Consider the following 14,341-nt stretch of genomic DNA (forward strand, 5'->3'; position numbering starts at 1 on the left):
GCACATGCGGTCAAGGAGGGGCGCGAGCGGTGACCGACGCCGACCCGGTCCGGCTCTACCGGACGGTACGGCTGATCCGCCGGTTCGAGGAGCGGGCCGTCGAGCTGGTCCGCTCCGGGCACGTCGTCGGCGGCATCCACCCGTACCTCGGGCAGGAGGGGATCGCCGCCGGGGTGTGCGCCGCCCTGGGTGCCGACGACGTCGTCGCCGGCACCCACCGGGGGCACGGGCACGTGCTCGCCAAGGGCGCCGACCCGGCCCGGATGCTCGCCGAGCTGTGCGGCCGGGTCACCGGCCTCAACGCCGGCCGGGGCGGCTCGATGCACGCCGCCGACTTCGGCGTCGGCGTGCTCGGCGCCAACGCCATCGTCGGCGCGTCCGGGGCGATCATCACCGGCGCCGTGTGGGCGCGCCGACGGCGCGGCGACGACGTCGTCGGGGTGAGCTTCTTCGGCGACGGCGCGGTCAACGAGGGGATGCTGCTGGAGGCGTTCAACCTGGCCGCGCTGTGGCGGGTGCCGGTGCTGTTCGTCTGCGAGAACAACGGCTACGCCACCACCATGCCCGTCGCGGGCGCGGTCGCCGGCAGCATCCCCGGCCGCGCCGCCGCGTTCGGCATCCCGGCCGCCGTCGTGGACGGCCAGGACCCCGAGGCGGTACGCGACGCCGCGGCGGCCGCCGTCGACCGGATGCGCGCCGGCGGCGGCCCCGAGCTGATCGAGGCCCGGACCTACCGGTTCGACGCCCACCACACCTTCGAGCACGCGGTACGCCTCGACTACCGCCCGCCCGACGAGGTGGCCCGGGGCCGGTCCCGGGACCCGGTGGACATCCAGGGCGGGCGGCTGCCCGCCGACGCGCGGGCCGAGGTCGACGCCGAGGTCGAAGCCACGCTGGACGCGGCCGTCGAGTTCGCCCTCGCCGGCCCCGAGCCGGACCCGGCCGACGCCCTGGCGCACCTGTACGCCAGCGGGCTGACCGCCCGCACCGGAGGTGGGTAGATGCCCAGACTGTCCTACCGCAAGGCGCTCACCCGGGCGCTCGCCGACGAGTTGGCCCGCGACGAGTCGGTGTTCCTGCTCGGCGAGGACATCCGGGTGGGTGCCTCGAACGTCACGGCCGGGCTGTTCAAGCGGTTCGGCCCCGAACGGGTGCTCGACACCCCGCTGTCGGAGCAGGCGTTCACCAGCTTCGCCACGGGCGCGGCACTGGCCGGGATGCGGCCGGTGGTCGAGTTCCAGATCCCGTCGCTGCTGTTCCTGGTCTTCGAGCAGATCGTCAACCACGCGCACAAGTTCCCGCTGATGACCGGCGGGCAGTGCGCCGCACCGGTCACCTACCTGGTGCCCGGCTCCGGTTCCCGGACGGGCTGGGCGGGGCAGCACTCCGACCACCCGTACAGCCTCTTCACCCACGTCGGGGTGACCACGGTGGTGCCGGCCACCCCGGCCGACGCGTACGGGCTGCTGGTGTCGGCGGTGCGGTGCGACGACCCGGTGGTGGTCTTCGCCCCGGCCGGGGCGCTCGACGTCCGCGACGACGTGGACCTCGCCGCGCTGGCTCCGGTGCCGCTGGGCCGGGGCCGGGTGCGCCGCTTCGGTGACGACGTGACCGTGGTCGCGGTCGGGCACCTGGTGCACGACGCCCTCGCGGTCGCCGAGGAGTTGGCCGACCAGGTGTCGGTGGAGGTGTTCGACCCCCGCACCCTGTACCCGTTCGACTGGGACGGGCTCGTCGAGTCGGTGTCACGCACCGGGCGGCTGGTGGTGGTGGACGACTCCAACCGTTCCTGCGGCATCGCCGGGGAGATCATCGCGACCATGGTCGAGCGGGTGCGACTGGTTGCGCCGCCGCGCCGGGTCACCCGCCCCGACGGCGCGGTGCTGCCGTTCGCCCCGGCGCTCGACCGGGCCGTGCAACCCAGCCGTGAGCAACTCCTGGCCGCCATCCAGCACGTGATGAAGGACGGAATATGACCGACGCCGACTACCGCTGGCCCTCCGCCGCGCAGGCGTGGCTCGACCTGCCCGCGCCGATCCGCGCCGAGATGGTGGCCGCCGGGGCGGAGTCCTGGCGGGACATCTTCGACGGCCGGGCCACGTACAACAAGCAGTGGCGGCTGGCCCGGCCGCCGGTGATGGACGAGACCTCGCTCGGCGTGCTCAACGCCGTCTCCGACCGCCTCGCCCAGCTCGTCTTCGAGGCGTGCCGGCGGCGGGCCGGCACGGCGGGTGAGCTGCGCCGGCTGCTGAACGTGCCCGACGGCGAGACCCGGCTGCTCGACGACGACGAGCCGCTGACCGAGGCGCTGCTGGACGCGTTCCGGCCGGACGTGCTGCTCTCCGACGGGGTGCCCCGGTTCGTGGAGTACAACATCGACAGCAGCCTCGGCGGGGCGTTCGACGCGGACACCACCGTGCGTCGCTTCGTCGACGTCTACCGGCGGCGCGGCCTCACCGACCGCATCCGGCTGGCGGCGGCGCCCTCGGCCGTGGACCAGCGGTTCGCCGCGATCCGCGCCGGGCTCGGCCTGCCCGAGGGCGCCCGGGTCGCCATGCTGATCGACTTCGACGCCGAGTACCCGGGCCTGGACGACCCGCAGCGGTTCTTCCGGCTGCTGTCGCCGGTGGTCGAGCGGGCCGCCGCGTCCGGCATGGACCTGGTCATCGCGCCGGTCTCCCAGGTGACCCTCGACGACGGGAAACGGCTCGTCGCCGACGGCGGCCCGGTCGACGGGGTGTTCCGCCTCTTCGTGCCCAACCGGGTCACCCCCAGCGCCGGGGTGGACGCCCTGGAGGCGGGGCTGGCGGCCGGGACGGTGCCGATGTGGGTGTCGGCGGCGGCCTGGCTGATCGCCAACAAGCGGGCCTTCGCCTGGCTCTGGGAGGACGCCGACGCGCTGGCGCCGCCGGACCGGGACCTGGTCCAGCGGTACGTGCCGCGGACCTGGTCGCTGACCGCCGACCTGCTCGACCGGGCGGTGGCCGACCGGCCCGGCCTGGTGGCGAAGCCGGCCGACGGCTCCGCCGGGGTGGACGTGCTGATCGGCCGGGAGACCGACGCCGACGCGTGGCGGGACGGGCTGACCCGGGCCGTCGAGCGGGGCGGCTTCATCCTCCAGGAGTACGTGAAGGCCGATGACGTCCCGCTGGACTTCGTGCACATCGAGACCGGCGAGACCGTCAGCGCCGAGGTGCCGTACAGCATCGCCCCGTACCTGTTCGGTCGCCGGGCCGCCGGCGCCTGCATCCGCACCGGCTTCCCCGGCTGCGACGGGGTGCTGAACCTGGCCCGCGGCGTCCTCCTCTCCGGCCTCCTGGTGGTCGACTGACCCGACCGCTGCCGGTGGGACGTCGAGCACAACATCACCCGGACACTGGCCCAGCTCGCCTGAGCCGTCGTGGCCGCCCGGGTTACGGGCCCGCCACTGGTAGCTACTCTCTCGGCATGTCCGTCGACCTGGAGGCCACCCTGCCGCGGCCACTCGCACTCGCCACTGTGATGGACGCGGCGCAGGGCACGCTCGCCGAGCTTCTCGGGCTGGACGCGGCACCGCGGCTGCACCTCATCGCTGACCGGCGTTACGAGCAGGGGCGACGCCTCTCCGCGGGCCGGCAGGTGGATCGGGCGGAACTGCGGTCCACCGTCATCGGTGAATCCGTTGACCACGAGGTCGACGCGATGCCGCACTCGGTCCACTACGAGGTCGACGTCGCCGGCGGAAACGACACGGTGTGGATGATGATCATCCACCACCTGTCTGAGGCCGGCGGCGGAGTCGAAGCCGTCCTCAGCCCCAACCGCACCTGCGTCGGTGTCGTCACGGCGACAGCCCTGGCGCTGGCCGTCGCCAGCAGCGCCGGCGGGGAGTTCGTCGACGAACAGATCGGCATGCTGCGGCCCCGCTCGTCCGATCCTGCCCACGTCATCGCCGCGACCCGCCTACCCCCTGGCAGCGACGACTTCGTCAGCGCCTGCGAACGGTACCTCCGTCAGTTCTCCCACCTGAACGGCTGGCCCGGGAGCCTGTCGATGCCCTGACCGGTCGTCAGCCTCGATGCGAGATCGAGGCCCGGCGGGCGTGGTCAGCGACGGAGGGTGGTGGAGGGCGACTCCCCGAAGCGGGACCGGTACTCGCCGGCGAAGCGACTCAGGTGGGCGAATCCGTGGTCGAGGGCGACGGTCGTCACGGACGTCCCGGGGGCGGCCGCGCGCAGCGCGGCGTGGACCGCGTCGAGCCGGCGGGCGCGCAGGTACGCCATCGGGGTGGTCTGTAGCTCGCGGCGGAAGCAGTCCTGCAGCGTCCGTACGCTCACCCGGAGTGCCTCCGCGACGTCGCCGACCGTCAGTGCCTCGCCGTGGTGCTCCGTCATCAGTGCGCAGGCGCGTCGGACGAGGCGCCCGGGTGCCGGGTGCCTCGCCGGCTCGGCGAGCAGGTCGCTGTAGGTGTGGCGGTGGGTCAGCAACAACTTGCCGATGAGCGCCTGCTCGAAGCGGCCGACGACCTGCGGGTGGTCGAGGAGGGAGGCGCCCTTCGGCTGGGACAGCTCCTCGGCGAGGAAGTCCACCCCGCGGGCCCAGGCCACCGCCGCGGGCGTGCTCATGGTCATGCCGACGTCGAAGTGGACCTGACCGTCCACGGGTCGGCCCAGCAGTCGGGCGAGTTCCCGATCGACCGTCTGCCGGTCGGCGTAGAAGATCCGGTGCGGAGACGCCTCGGACCAGTGCATGTCCGAGGCGTCGTGGGGAGAGAGGACGGAGGCGATGTCGGGCGTCGAGGTCACGGTACGTCCGGCGTGACGGACCTCCGCCTTGCCGCCGCGGGGAATCTGCACGAGGTAGAAGGTCTCCAGCGCGGCCGGCTGGATCCGCACCGCCTGCGCGTAGTCGAGGTCGACGACGCCCACGCCGCCCGACCGGCGGGCCGTCATTCGCAGGCGGACGCTGCGGACGCCCGGCTGGGGCGTGAGTCGGTGCGGACAGAAGACGCGACCGACCTCCGTGCGGGCGCGCTCGATGTCGTCCGTCCTGACCGTCGTGGCAGCCATCTGGCACCTCCTGAAGGGGCCGGGGCGGCTGGGCATCGCTGGTGACACGTGCGGAACCGTCGGTTCGCCCGGACCGGCGGCCCTGTGCCGAGACGCCCTGCTGTGCCGAGACTAGGGCCGAGGACAGGCTGATCAGCAGAGGCGTGCTCCAAACCCGACACCACGGTCGCCGGGAAGGTATCTGCCCCGGTTGCGCGAAGCGGATGCCGTGCGCGTCCAGCGGATAGCCGCCCTGCCGCCGTGCTCGTTAGCGTGCGATCGCCGCCGGCGCCCCGCTGTCGCGGCTCCCGTCAACGGGTCGCAGGGTCTTTGGAGGTTCGCCATGAGGATCGCCGTCGTCGGTGCTGGATTCGCCGGTCTGAGCGCAGCGAAGGTGCTGCGGCAGAGTGGCTTCGAGGTCTCAGTGTTCGAGAAGGCGCCCGACGTCGGAGGCGTCTGGAGCAGCACCCGGAGATACCCCGGTCTCCGCACCCAGAACAACAAGGGCACCTACCACCTCTCCGACCTGCCGATGCCCGCTCACTACCCGCAGTGGCCGTCGGGCGAGCAGGTCCAGCAGTACGTCGAGAGCTACGTGGACCGGTTCGGACTCCGCCCCGTCCTGCGCCTCTCCACGGAGGTCGTCGCCGCGAAACTCGTGGACGACGAGACCGCGTGGCTGATCGCGTCACGACCGACGAGTGGGCGGGACCCCGCGACCTGGGAGCGGTACGACCACCTCGTCGTCGCCAACGGCATCTTCTCCGAGCCGCTCATCCCGCCCTTCGAGGGCCGTGCGGACTTCGTCGCCGCGGGGGGACGTGTTCTGGCCTGCGGGGAGTTCCACGATCTCGAGGCGGCACGGGGAAAGAACGTCCTCGTCGTCGGGTACGGCAAGTCGTCCTGCGACGTGGCGGTCCCGCTGAGCGACGTCGCTGCGCGGACCCACGTCGTCGCCCGTCAGCTGCTGTGGAAGATGCCCAAGAAGCTCGGCGGAGCGGTCAACTACAAGTACCTTCTGCTCACCCGGATGGGTGAGGCGCTGTTCCGGTACATCCGCGTGCAGGGCCTCGAGCGGTTCCTGCACGGCCCGGGCAACGGTCTGCGTCGCGGCATGCTCGACAGCGTGGGGTCGGTCGCGACCCGGCAGCTCAAGCTGCGCGAGCTGGGTCTCGTGCCGAACGGGACCTTCGAGGACATCGCGCGGAGCACCGTCAGCCTCGCTACGGACGGCTTCTTCGAGCGGGTCGCCGACGGTCGGATCAGCGTCCACCGCGATCGTCAGATCAGCGAACTCCTGGTCGACGGGGGGCGGCCGGCCGCCCGGCTCGCGGACGGCACGGTGCTCCCCGCCGACCTGGTCATCTGCGGCACCGGGTTCCGGCAGCGCGTGCCCTTCTTCGACGCCGCTCTGCACGCCCGGCTCGAAGACGACGAGGGCAACTTCATGCTCCACCGCCAGATCCTGCCGGTCGACGTCCCGCACCTGACCTTCGCCGGCTACAACTCCTCGTTCTTCAGCCCGCTGAGCGCCGAGATGGCAGCGGTCTGGACGGCCGCGCATCTGCGGGGCGGCATCCCGCTGCCGTCCAGGGAGCGGATGCGGGAGCAGGTGCGTACGCGGCTGGCCTGGATGGCGGCGCGGACCAACGGGCAGCACGCCCGCGGTACGAGCATCATCCCGTTCTCGATGCACAACATCGACGAGGTGCTCGACGATCTCGGGCTCAACCTCGGCCCGCTGGCCCGCGCCCGCCAGTGGCTGCTGCCCGTCGACCCGCGCGCCTACCGGAGGGTCACGCCCCGCATGATCCGGCGCACCGCCGCGACGGCGACCCGGGAGTCAGCCAGCCAGCCCGCCTGACAAGGGGAAGGAACAGCAGCCGCGGTGATCTCCACCGAGCTGCCCCGTCAGCCCGGGCGTCGGGCGGTCGTGAGGTGGGCGCCGAGGCGGCGGACTGTCTCGGCCGCGGCGATGGCGTCGCTGCGGGCGCTGCCGTGCCGGCCGTCGCTGCTGTAGATCGACGGATCGGCGGTGAGCGGGTGGTCGGTGAGCCGCACGTGCAGGGTGCCGAGCCGCTCCGCGAGCGCGCCGGTGTGCGCGGAGAGCCGCCGCATCCGCTCGGCCAGGCCGGCCCGGTGCCGCTCGGGCACCGCCGGGCTGTGCGAGACGTCGAACATGCCGACGGTGATCACGTCGACCCCCGCCGCCCGCAACGCCTCGATCATCGCGGTCAGCTCCGCGTCGACGGCGTCCGCGTCGTACGCCGGGTGGAAGGCGTCGTTGCCGCCGCACACCACCAGCGCCAGGTCGGGGCGGAACGCCAGTGCCGGGGCGAGCTGGGTGGCGCGCACCTCGTGCGCCCGCAGCCCGCGCAGCCCGAGGTTCAGGTACGCCAGCTCCGGCCGGACGGCCCGCAGCTCGGCGGCGACGCGGTCCGCCCACTGCACCTCGGGATAGCCGTCGACGGGCTCGCAGAGCCCCTCGGCCACGCTGTCGCCGAGCACCGCGAAGCGCCGCCACGGGTGGTCGCGCAGCAGGGCGACGCTCTCCCCGTCGCGGAGGCACCACGGGTCCGTCGATTCGGTCAGCGTCGATGGCATGAGCGCACGCTAGTCGACCGGGTCGCCGCCGGCCAGCGCCCGACACACCACCAGGCGCCCCGGTCGACGCCCCGGCGCACCGCGGGCGAACAACCGGCGAACAAACCTCGTGCCGCCCCCTTTACGTTGCCGTTGATCGATGTGAATATGTGCACATCGATCGGCAGCGAGCCGGTCCAGCCCTCCCCGGGAGGTACGCGTGAGACTCACTCGACGTGGCGTGATGTCCGCCGTCGCCGTCGCCTGCCTCGGCGCCACCATGACCGTGTCGCCGGCCCACGCCGCGCCCGCCGTCCTGACCGCCGACGGAGCGTCCAGCCTCGCCGCCGGCCTCGGCCCCGACCGCACCGCCGGCTCCTACGTGGACGCCGCCTCCGGGCGTACGGTCGTCGCCGTCACCGACGAGGCCGCCGCCGCCACGGTCCGCGCCGCCGGCGGCGTCGCCCGCCTGGTCACCCACAGCACCCGCGCCCTGGAAGCCGCGCAGACCCGGGTGGACCTGGGCGTCACCGGCACCGCCCTCTGGGTCGACCCGGTCAGCAACCAGGTGGTCGTCGGCGTGGACAGCACGGTCGGCGCCGCCCAGCTGGCCCGCATCCGCGCCGCGGTGGCCGCCGCCGGCGGCACGGCCCGCCTCACCCCGCTCGCCGGCACGCTCAGCATGCGGATCTCCGGCGGCGACGCCATCTACGGCGGTGGCTACCGCTGCTCGCTCGGCTTCAACGTGCGCAGCGGCAGCACCTACTACTTCCTCACCGCCGGGCACTGCACGGACGCGGTCTCCGCCTGGTACGCCAACTCGGCCCAGAGCACCAAGCTCGGCGACCGCACCGGCAGCAGCTTCCCGGGCAACGACTACGGCATCGTCCGCTACACCAACACCTCGATCGCGATCGACGGCTCGGTGGGCTCGCAGGACATCACCGCCGCCGGGAACGCGTCCGTCGGCCAGCAGGTGACCCGGCGGGGCAGCACCACCGGCACCCACAGCGGCACGGTCACCGGCCTCAACGCCACCGTCCGGTACGCCGAGGGCACCGTGCGGGGCATGATCGCCACCAACGTCTGCGCCGAGCCCGGCGACAGCGGCGGCCCGCTCTACTCCGGCAGCATCGCGCTCGGCCTGACCTCGGGCGGCAGCGGTAACTGCCGCACCGGCGGCACCACCTTCTTCCAGCCCGTCACCGAGGCGCTCAGCAAGTACGGCGTCTCCGTGTTCTGACCCGACCGACCGTGGCGCCCCGGCGGATCCCGCCGGGGCGCCACGTCGCGTCGGGCATCATGGCGGCATGGTGCAGGTGGCGGTGTGCGGGCCGGCGACCGCGTCGGGCGCCGAGCTGGCGTACGCCCGCCGGGTGGGCGAGCTGCTCGCCGAGCGCGGCGCCACCGTGCTCTGCGGGGGCGGTGGCGGGGTGATGTCCGCCGTCGCCGCCGGCGCCCGTTCCCGAGCCGGCCTGGTCGTCGGCGTACGCCCCGACGACGGCACCGCGCCCGGCCCCGTGGCGGACGTGTCGGCCACGGTCGTCACCAACATGGGCCAGGCGCGCAACGCGGTCCTGGTGTGGAGCGCCGACGCGGTGATCGCGGTCGGCGGCTCGTGGGGGACGCTCTCCGAGGTGGCGCTGGGCATGCGGCGCGGCGGCATCCCGGTGGTGGTGCTCGGCGGCTGGCGGGTTCTCGACGCCGACGGTGCGCCCGTCGACGGCCCGCTGCACGTGTCCACCCCGGAGGAGGCGGTCTCGGCGGCGCTGCCGCGTTGACGTCGCCCCGCCCGCCGGCGGGCCGGCGCCCGGGGCGGGTCAGCCGCGCGGCGCGGCCCGGTACGCCGCCGCGAGCCGCTTCGGCGCACGGTCCTGCCACGCTTCGACGACCAGCTCGGTCAGCTCGTCGGGGTCGATCCGGTCGAGCCGGACCAGGACGACCGGGTAGCCGTCGAAGTGCGGGGTGGCGAAGTAGACGCCGGGGTCGTCGGCGAGCAGCGCCTCCTTCGCCCCCAGGTCCGGCACCCGCACGCCGAGCACCGGGCCGTCGGGCGCCGCCGCCCCGAGGGCGTCGAGGTCGGCGCGGCGCAGCGGGCGCTCCCAGACGAACGCCCGGTCCCGGACCTTCCACGCCGGCGCCCCCTGGTAGGAGGGGTGCTCGCTCGTCTCCGGCAGCCCCAGCGCGATCCGGCGTACGTCCGCCCACGTGGCCATGTCCCGACCCTACGCCTGACCGACGGCGCGCGGTTCCCGCTCGGCCGGCGCGGGGGCGGACCGCGGGCGGAGGCCGGGCAGCAGCGGCAGCAGGGTGACCACCAGGCAGAACGCGGTCATCACCAACAGGGCGGGGCGGAGGCCGAGCGCGGTCACCGACCACCCGCCCAGCAGCGCGCCCAGCGGCAGGCCCGCGAACGCCAGCGACCCCGCCAGCCCGATCACCCGGGTCTGCAACTCGGGCGGCACCCGCTCGTAGATCGCCACGCCGAGCAGCGGGTTCACCGCCGCGATGCCGATGCCGGACGCGAACGTCACCGCCAGCACCACCGCCAGCTCCTCGCTCAGCGCCAGGACCAGCAGCCGCGGGGCGCCGCTGACCGCCGCCCCGACCACGAAGGCCAGGTACCGGGGCAGCCGGGGGCCGAACGCGGTGAACAGCAGGTTCCCCAGCAGGGCGCCCGCCGAGAACGCGCCCAGCACCAGGCCCAGCCCGACCGGGCTGCGCAGCACGTCGGCCACCCAGAGCGGGATGTAGACGGCGATGCTGGCGTTGACCACCATGTTCAGCGCCGAGATCACCAGCAGCATGGTCAGCAGCATCCGGTCGCGGCCGAGGTAGCGGAACCCGCCCGCCAGCGCGCGCAGGTAGCCCTCCGGCCGTGCTGGCGCCGTCGGGGGCGCCGGCGGCCGGACGAGGAGCCCGACCAGCAGCGCGCAGACGGCGAAGCTGGCGGCGTCGATGAGGATCGCCTGGGTCACGCCGAACCACCAGATGAGCAGCCCGCCCAGCCCCGCGCCGAGCAGGGTGACCACCCGACCGAGCCCGTCGTAGACGGAGGTCAGCCGGATCAGTTGCACCCCGGCGGCCTCGGCGGCCGGGCGGAACATGACGTGCTTGACCCGGTCGCCGACGCCCCGCAGCGTGCCCACGAGGGCGACCAGCGCGACCAGCGCACCGAAGCCCAGCCACGGGGTGAGGGCCACCGCGACCATCAGCCCCGCGCTGCCCACGTCGGCCAGGATCGAGGTGCGGCGCAGCCCGATCCGGTCCGCCCAGGGGGTGCCCAGCGCGCCGGAGAGCAGGTAGGGCAGCGTCTCGGCGGCGGCCACCGCGCCCATCTTCGCGGGGCTGCCGGTGGTCTCCAGCACCAGCCACGGGATCGCCACCACGGAGACCCGGCTGCCCAGGTTCGAGATCAGGTCGGCGGCGACCAGGGTGGTCAGTTCCCGCCGGGACGTCACGCCACGCTGCCGATCGACGCCTCCGGGTGCTCCACCGCGCTCGGGTGGGCCTCGGCGTACCGGGCCCGCAGCGCGCGCTTGTCCACCTTGTTCGAGCGGTTGAGCGGCAGCCGGTCGACGAACTCGACCCCGCCCGGCGCCCAGGTGTCGCTGAGCGCGGCGGTGACCAGGTCGATCAGCTCCCGAGCGGTCACCGTCGCGTCGGGCGCCGGCACCACGTAGGCGTACGGCAGCTCACCGGCGACCTCGTCGGGCACGCCGATCACCGCGGCCGCGCGGACCTGCGGGTGCCCGGCCAGGGCGTCCTCGATCGGGCGGGAGTAGATCGGCCAGCTGCGCCGCCGGGTGAGGATCCGGTCCTGCAACCGGTCGACGAGGTAGAGGTAGCCGTCGGCGTCGACGTGCCCGATGTCGCGGGTGCGGACCCAGCCGTCGACCAGCGTCTCGGCGGTCAGCTCGGGCTGGCCGTGGTAGCCGGCGAAGCGCAGGTCGGTGTGCACCCACACCTCGCCGTTCTCGCCGGGCGGCAGCACGGTGCCGTCCTCGGCGCGGATCTCGACGCGCACGTCCCCGTACGGCCGGCCGCAGGAGCGCAGCCGCTCCGGGTGCTCCGGGTCGTCGGTCAGCCCCGGCAGGGCGGTGATCACCACCGCCTCGCTGAGGCCGTACACGATGCGCAGCACCGGGCCGAAGCGGGCGATGGCCTGGCGCAGGCGGGCGGGCGCGGCGGGCCCGGCGCCCACGTTGAACATGAACATGGCGGAGAAGTCCGCGCCGTCCAGCGCCGGATGGTCGAGCACCTCGTAGAGCATCGGCGGGGTGACGAAGGTGGAGTTGATCCGCTCCCGCCCGACGGTCTCGATGAACCGCGCCGGGTCCCAGCCGTCGCCGGGGAACAGCACCCCGCCGGTGAACAGGTTGAACAGCGTGGTGATCTGGCCGCTGGCCAGCCACATCGGCGAGTGCGACAGGTGCCGCAGCAGCGGGTACCCGGCCGCGCGGAAGTCGGCGGCCAGGGCGAGGATCTGCGCGTAGAAGCTCTCCCGGTGGTGCACCAGCTTGGGCGTGCCGGTGGTGCCGCTGGTCTGGAGGAAGGACTCCGGCGCCGGGACCCGCGCCGGCAGGTCGTCCCCCGGCGCGGGATGCGCACCGTCGGTGAGGTCCGGGCCCGCGCCGCCCGGGCCGAGGCAGAGGACCGGCACGCCGGGCAGCCCGGCGGCCAGTTCCGGGCCGAGGCTCGCGGGGTCGCGGGCGTCGTAGACGAAGGCGTCGGGGCGGGCCAGCCGGACGAACTCGGCCACCTCGCGGCGGGAGGTGACCGGCGCGATCCACATCGTCCGGCAGCCCAGCAGGTGCAGGGCGAGTTGCACCAGCGGCCCCTCCACCGGGTTGCCGAGCGCGACCAGCACCCCGTCGCCCGGCCGTACGCCGTGCCCGCGCAGCGTCGCGGCCAGCCGGCGCACCTCGGCGGCGACGTCGGCGTAGCTGAGCCGGTGCCCGCCGCCGACCAGCGCCTCCCGGTCACCGAAGTCGGCGAACAGCTCCAGCGCCCGGTGTACGTAGCCGTCCCGTCGCTCCGGTCCGTCTGTCATCCCGCAGCCCCCATTGGCGAAGTGGAGTGGCCGTCCGCCGGTCAGCCCGGGGACGGCGCGGCGGGTGGGTGCGCGCCTCGGCGACCGCACCGCCGCCGTCCGTGAGCGTAGGCACCACCGCCTGTCACGGGACAGAGACCGAACGGCGTTCCGGCCGAACCGGAGGACATTTGATCACGTCGATCAGGTTGATTGACGCCCGTAAAACGGGGCGGCTAGGTTTCTGGACCATCGTCCAGGCGGTGCCGTCAGCGGACGGCCCTGGGCTGCCAACGATGGAGGTTCAATGTCGACCCCGAAGAGATGGCCTGTCATCGCGTCCGCGGCCACCCTGTTGATCGCGGGCACCCCGGCGGTGGTGGCCAGCGCCGGCCCGCCCGACGCCGAGGCGGCCCGCCACCAGCGGACGGTCTGGGCGGGCAGCTGGGCGGCCGCGGTCACCCGGGGCAACGCGACCGGCCTGACCAACAACGGCCTCAACAACCAGAGCGTCCGGATGGTCGTGCACACCACCGTGGGCGGACCGCGGTTCCGGGTGCGACTGAGCAACATGTACGGCGAGCAGGCCGTCAAGGTCGGCCGCGCCACCGTGGCGAAGCCGAACACCGCGACCCCCGACGACCTGTCCGACATCGACACCTCGACCCTGCGGGAGCTGACCTTCGACGGGGCCGCCTCCGCCACCATGAACCGCGGCGCCGAGCTGCTCAGCGACCCGGTCGCCCTGCCCGTCGGCGACCAGCAGGACCTGGTGGTGACCCTGCACTTCCCGACCCCGACCGGCCCGGTGACCTTCCACGGCCAGTCCCGGCAGACCAACTTCATCGGCGCCACGGACCTCACCTCCGCCGCCGACGGCGCCGGGTTCACCATCCGGCCGAACTGCTGCTGGTTCTTCCTGTCCGGCATCGACGTGCAGCGCAAGCACAGCCCCGGCTCGGTGGTGGTCTTCGGCGACTCGATCGCCGACGGCAACGGCAGCACCGTCAACGCCAACAAACGCTGGCCGGACCTGCTCGCCGACCGGCTCGTCGACGCCCGCCCCGACGTACGCACCCCGGGCGTGCTCAACCTGAGCCTGGCCGGCAACCGGCTCAACCACGAGGGCACCGAGCCCGGCGCGGGCGGCTTCCCCGGCTACCACGAGCTGGGCCCCAACGCCCTGGCCCGGCTCGACGAGGACGTCTTCGCACAGACCGACGCCCGGACCGTCGTCACCCACCTGGGCATCAACGACATCTGGATGTCGGGCGACTCCGCCGAGAGCATCATCGCCTCGCTGCGGCAGGTCAACCAGCAGGTGAAGGCGCGCGGCCTGCGCAGCCTGGTGTCGACGCTCACCCCGTACGAGGGGCACGGCAACCCGGGAGTGTGGACGCCCGAGAAGGAGGCCACCCGGCAGGCGGTGAACGCGTGGCTGCGCGGCAGCGACGAGTTCGACGGGCTGCTCGACTTCGACCGGGTGCTGCGCGATCCCGCCCAGCCCAGCCGGCTGCTGCCCGCGTACGACTCGGGTGACCACATCCACCCGAACGACGCCGGCAACCAGGCGATGGCCGACGCCGTGCCGCTGCGACTGCTCGGCCTGTGACATCCCGGCGCGGGGGGGGGGGGGCCCCCCCCCCCCCCCCCCCCCCCGCGGGCGGGGGGGGGGGGGGGCGGGGCGCCGTCACGCAGG

Annotated in this window: 13 protein-coding genes; 8 read left to right on the forward strand and 5 right to left on the reverse strand. The window is 73.9% G+C overall.

The window, feature by feature from the left end:
• Positions 1–29: 29 nt before the first annotated feature.
• The 4 genes from AB0G14_RS25270 to AB0G14_RS25285 all read left to right on the forward strand — a co-directional run bounded on the left by AB0G14_RS25270 (position 30) and on the right by AB0G14_RS25285 (position 4,041).
• On the forward strand, positions 30–1,001 hold the full coding sequence (locus AB0G14_RS25270) for a thiamine pyrophosphate-dependent dehydrogenase E1 component subunit alpha (protein ID WP_357701358.1): 972 nt from the start codon (positions 30–32) through the stop codon (positions 999–1,001).
• The gene (locus tag AB0G14_RS25275) at positions 1,002–1,976 is read left to right on the forward strand and encodes a transketolase C-terminal domain-containing protein (protein ID WP_357701360.1); all 975 of its coding nucleotides are present in this window, start codon (positions 1,002–1,004) and stop codon (positions 1,974–1,976) included.
• Positions 1,973–3,331: a hypothetical protein gene (locus AB0G14_RS25280; protein ID WP_357701362.1), complete on the forward strand. Its 1,359-nt coding sequence runs from the start codon at positions 1,973–1,975 to the stop codon at positions 3,329–3,331. The genes AB0G14_RS25275 and AB0G14_RS25280 overlap by 4 nt, the downstream gene beginning before the upstream one ends.
• Before the next feature lie 116 nt (positions 3,332–3,447).
• A complete protein-coding gene (locus AB0G14_RS25285; RefSeq protein WP_357701364.1) occupies positions 3,448–4,041 on the forward strand; it encodes a hypothetical protein in 594 nt (197 codons plus the stop codon).
• A 44-nt stretch (positions 4,042–4,085) separates the two neighbouring features.
• Here AB0G14_RS25285 and AB0G14_RS25290 read toward each other — a convergent pair whose 3' ends face one another.
• Complete coding sequence (locus tag AB0G14_RS25290; protein WP_357701366.1) at positions 4,086–5,048, reverse strand: AraC family transcriptional regulator; 963 nt, start codon at positions 5,046–5,048, stop codon at positions 4,086–4,088.
• 322 nt (positions 5,049–5,370) lie between these two features.
• On the opposite strand from AB0G14_RS25290, the gene AB0G14_RS25295 reads away from it, so the two are divergent.
• Positions 5,371–6,891 carry an NAD(P)/FAD-dependent oxidoreductase gene (locus tag AB0G14_RS25295; RefSeq protein WP_357701368.1) on the forward strand — a complete coding sequence of 507 codons (1,521 nt, stop codon included), beginning with the start codon at positions 5,371–5,373 and terminating at the stop codon, positions 6,889–6,891.
• Between the two features lie 47 nt (positions 6,892–6,938).
• On the opposite strand, the gene AB0G14_RS25300 is transcribed toward AB0G14_RS25295, so the two are convergent.
• The gene (locus tag AB0G14_RS25300; protein WP_357701370.1) at positions 6,939–7,631 is read right to left on the reverse strand and encodes an SGNH/GDSL hydrolase family protein; all 693 of its coding nucleotides are present in this window, start codon (positions 7,629–7,631) and stop codon (positions 6,939–6,941) included.
• Positions 7,632–7,830: 199 nt separating this feature from the next.
• On the opposite strand from AB0G14_RS25300, the gene AB0G14_RS25305 reads away from it, so the two are divergent.
• Together AB0G14_RS25305 and AB0G14_RS25310 are read left to right on the forward strand one after the other, a co-directional pair.
• A complete protein-coding gene (locus tag AB0G14_RS25305) occupies positions 7,831–8,853 on the forward strand; it encodes a S1 family peptidase (protein ID WP_357701372.1) in 1,023 nt (340 codons plus the stop codon).
• 67 nt (positions 8,854–8,920) lie between these two features.
• On the forward strand, positions 8,921–9,391 hold the full coding sequence (locus AB0G14_RS25310; protein ID WP_357701374.1) for a dethiobiotin synthetase: 471 nt from the start codon (positions 8,921–8,923) through the stop codon (positions 9,389–9,391).
• A 39-nt stretch (positions 9,392–9,430) separates the two neighbouring features.
• Here the strand turns inward: AB0G14_RS25310 and AB0G14_RS25315 are convergent, their stop codons facing one another.
• From AB0G14_RS25315 to AB0G14_RS25325, 3 genes are read right to left on the reverse strand one after another with little or no spacing between them, the layout of a single operon-like run.
• Positions 9,431–9,826 (reverse strand): MmcQ/YjbR family DNA-binding protein, encoded by a 396-nt coding sequence (locus AB0G14_RS25315; protein ID WP_357701376.1) that lies wholly within the window; start codon positions 9,824–9,826, stop codon positions 9,431–9,433.
• A gap of 9 nt (positions 9,827–9,835) precedes the next feature.
• A complete protein-coding gene (locus AB0G14_RS25320; protein WP_357701378.1) occupies positions 9,836–11,071 on the reverse strand; it encodes an MFS transporter in 1,236 nt (411 codons plus the stop codon).
• The gene (locus AB0G14_RS25325; protein WP_357701380.1) at positions 11,068–12,663 is read right to left on the reverse strand and encodes an AMP-binding protein; all 1,596 of its coding nucleotides are present in this window, start codon (positions 12,661–12,663) and stop codon (positions 11,068–11,070) included. Before AB0G14_RS25325 ends, AB0G14_RS25320 begins: the two co-directional genes overlap by 4 nt.
• A 313-nt stretch (positions 12,664–12,976) precedes the next feature.
• Between AB0G14_RS25325 and AB0G14_RS25330 the strand changes: the two genes are divergently transcribed.
• A complete protein-coding gene (locus tag AB0G14_RS25330; protein WP_357701384.1) occupies positions 12,977–14,254 on the forward strand; it encodes an SGNH/GDSL hydrolase family protein in 1,278 nt (425 codons plus the stop codon).
• Positions 14,255–14,341 lie beyond the last annotated feature (87 nt).

The organism is Micromonospora sp. NPDC023814, from assembly GCF_040639595.1.
Taxonomy (GTDB): Bacteria; Actinomycetota; Actinomycetes; order Mycobacteriales; family Micromonosporaceae; genus Micromonospora.

What these genes read in the sequence shown, in the direction of transcription:
- AB0G14_RS25275 (WP_357701360.1), top strand. Translation starts at nt 1,002, where the DNA reads ATGCCCAGACTGTCCTACCGCAAGGCGCTCACCCGGGCGCTCGCCGAC.
- AB0G14_RS25280 (WP_357701362.1), top strand. Translation starts at nt 1,973, where the DNA reads ATGACCGACGCCGACTACCGCTGGCCCTCCGCCGCGCAGGCGTGGCTC.
- AB0G14_RS25285 (WP_357701364.1), top strand. Translation starts at nt 3,448, where the DNA reads ATGTCCGTCGACCTGGAGGCCACCCTGCCGCGGCCACTCGCACTCGCC.
- AB0G14_RS25290 (WP_357701366.1), bottom strand. Translation starts at nt 5,048, where the DNA reads ATGGCTGCCACGACGGTCAGGACGGACGACATCGAGCGCGCCCGCACG.
- AB0G14_RS25295 (WP_357701368.1), top strand. Translation starts at nt 5,371, where the DNA reads ATGAGGATCGCCGTCGTCGGTGCTGGATTCGCCGGTCTGAGCGCAGCG.
- AB0G14_RS25300 (WP_357701370.1), bottom strand. Translation starts at nt 7,631, where the DNA reads ATGCCATCGACGCTGACCGAATCGACGGACCCGTGGTGCCTCCGCGAC.
- AB0G14_RS25310 (WP_357701374.1), top strand. Translation starts at nt 8,921, where the DNA reads ATGGTGCAGGTGGCGGTGTGCGGGCCGGCGACCGCGTCGGGCGCCGAG.
- AB0G14_RS25315 (WP_357701376.1), bottom strand. Translation starts at nt 9,826, where the DNA reads ATGGCCACGTGGGCGGACGTACGCCGGATCGCGCTGGGGCTGCCGGAG.
- AB0G14_RS25325 (WP_357701380.1), bottom strand. Translation starts at nt 12,663, where the DNA reads ATGACAGACGGACCGGAGCGACGGGACGGCTACGTACACCGGGCGCTG.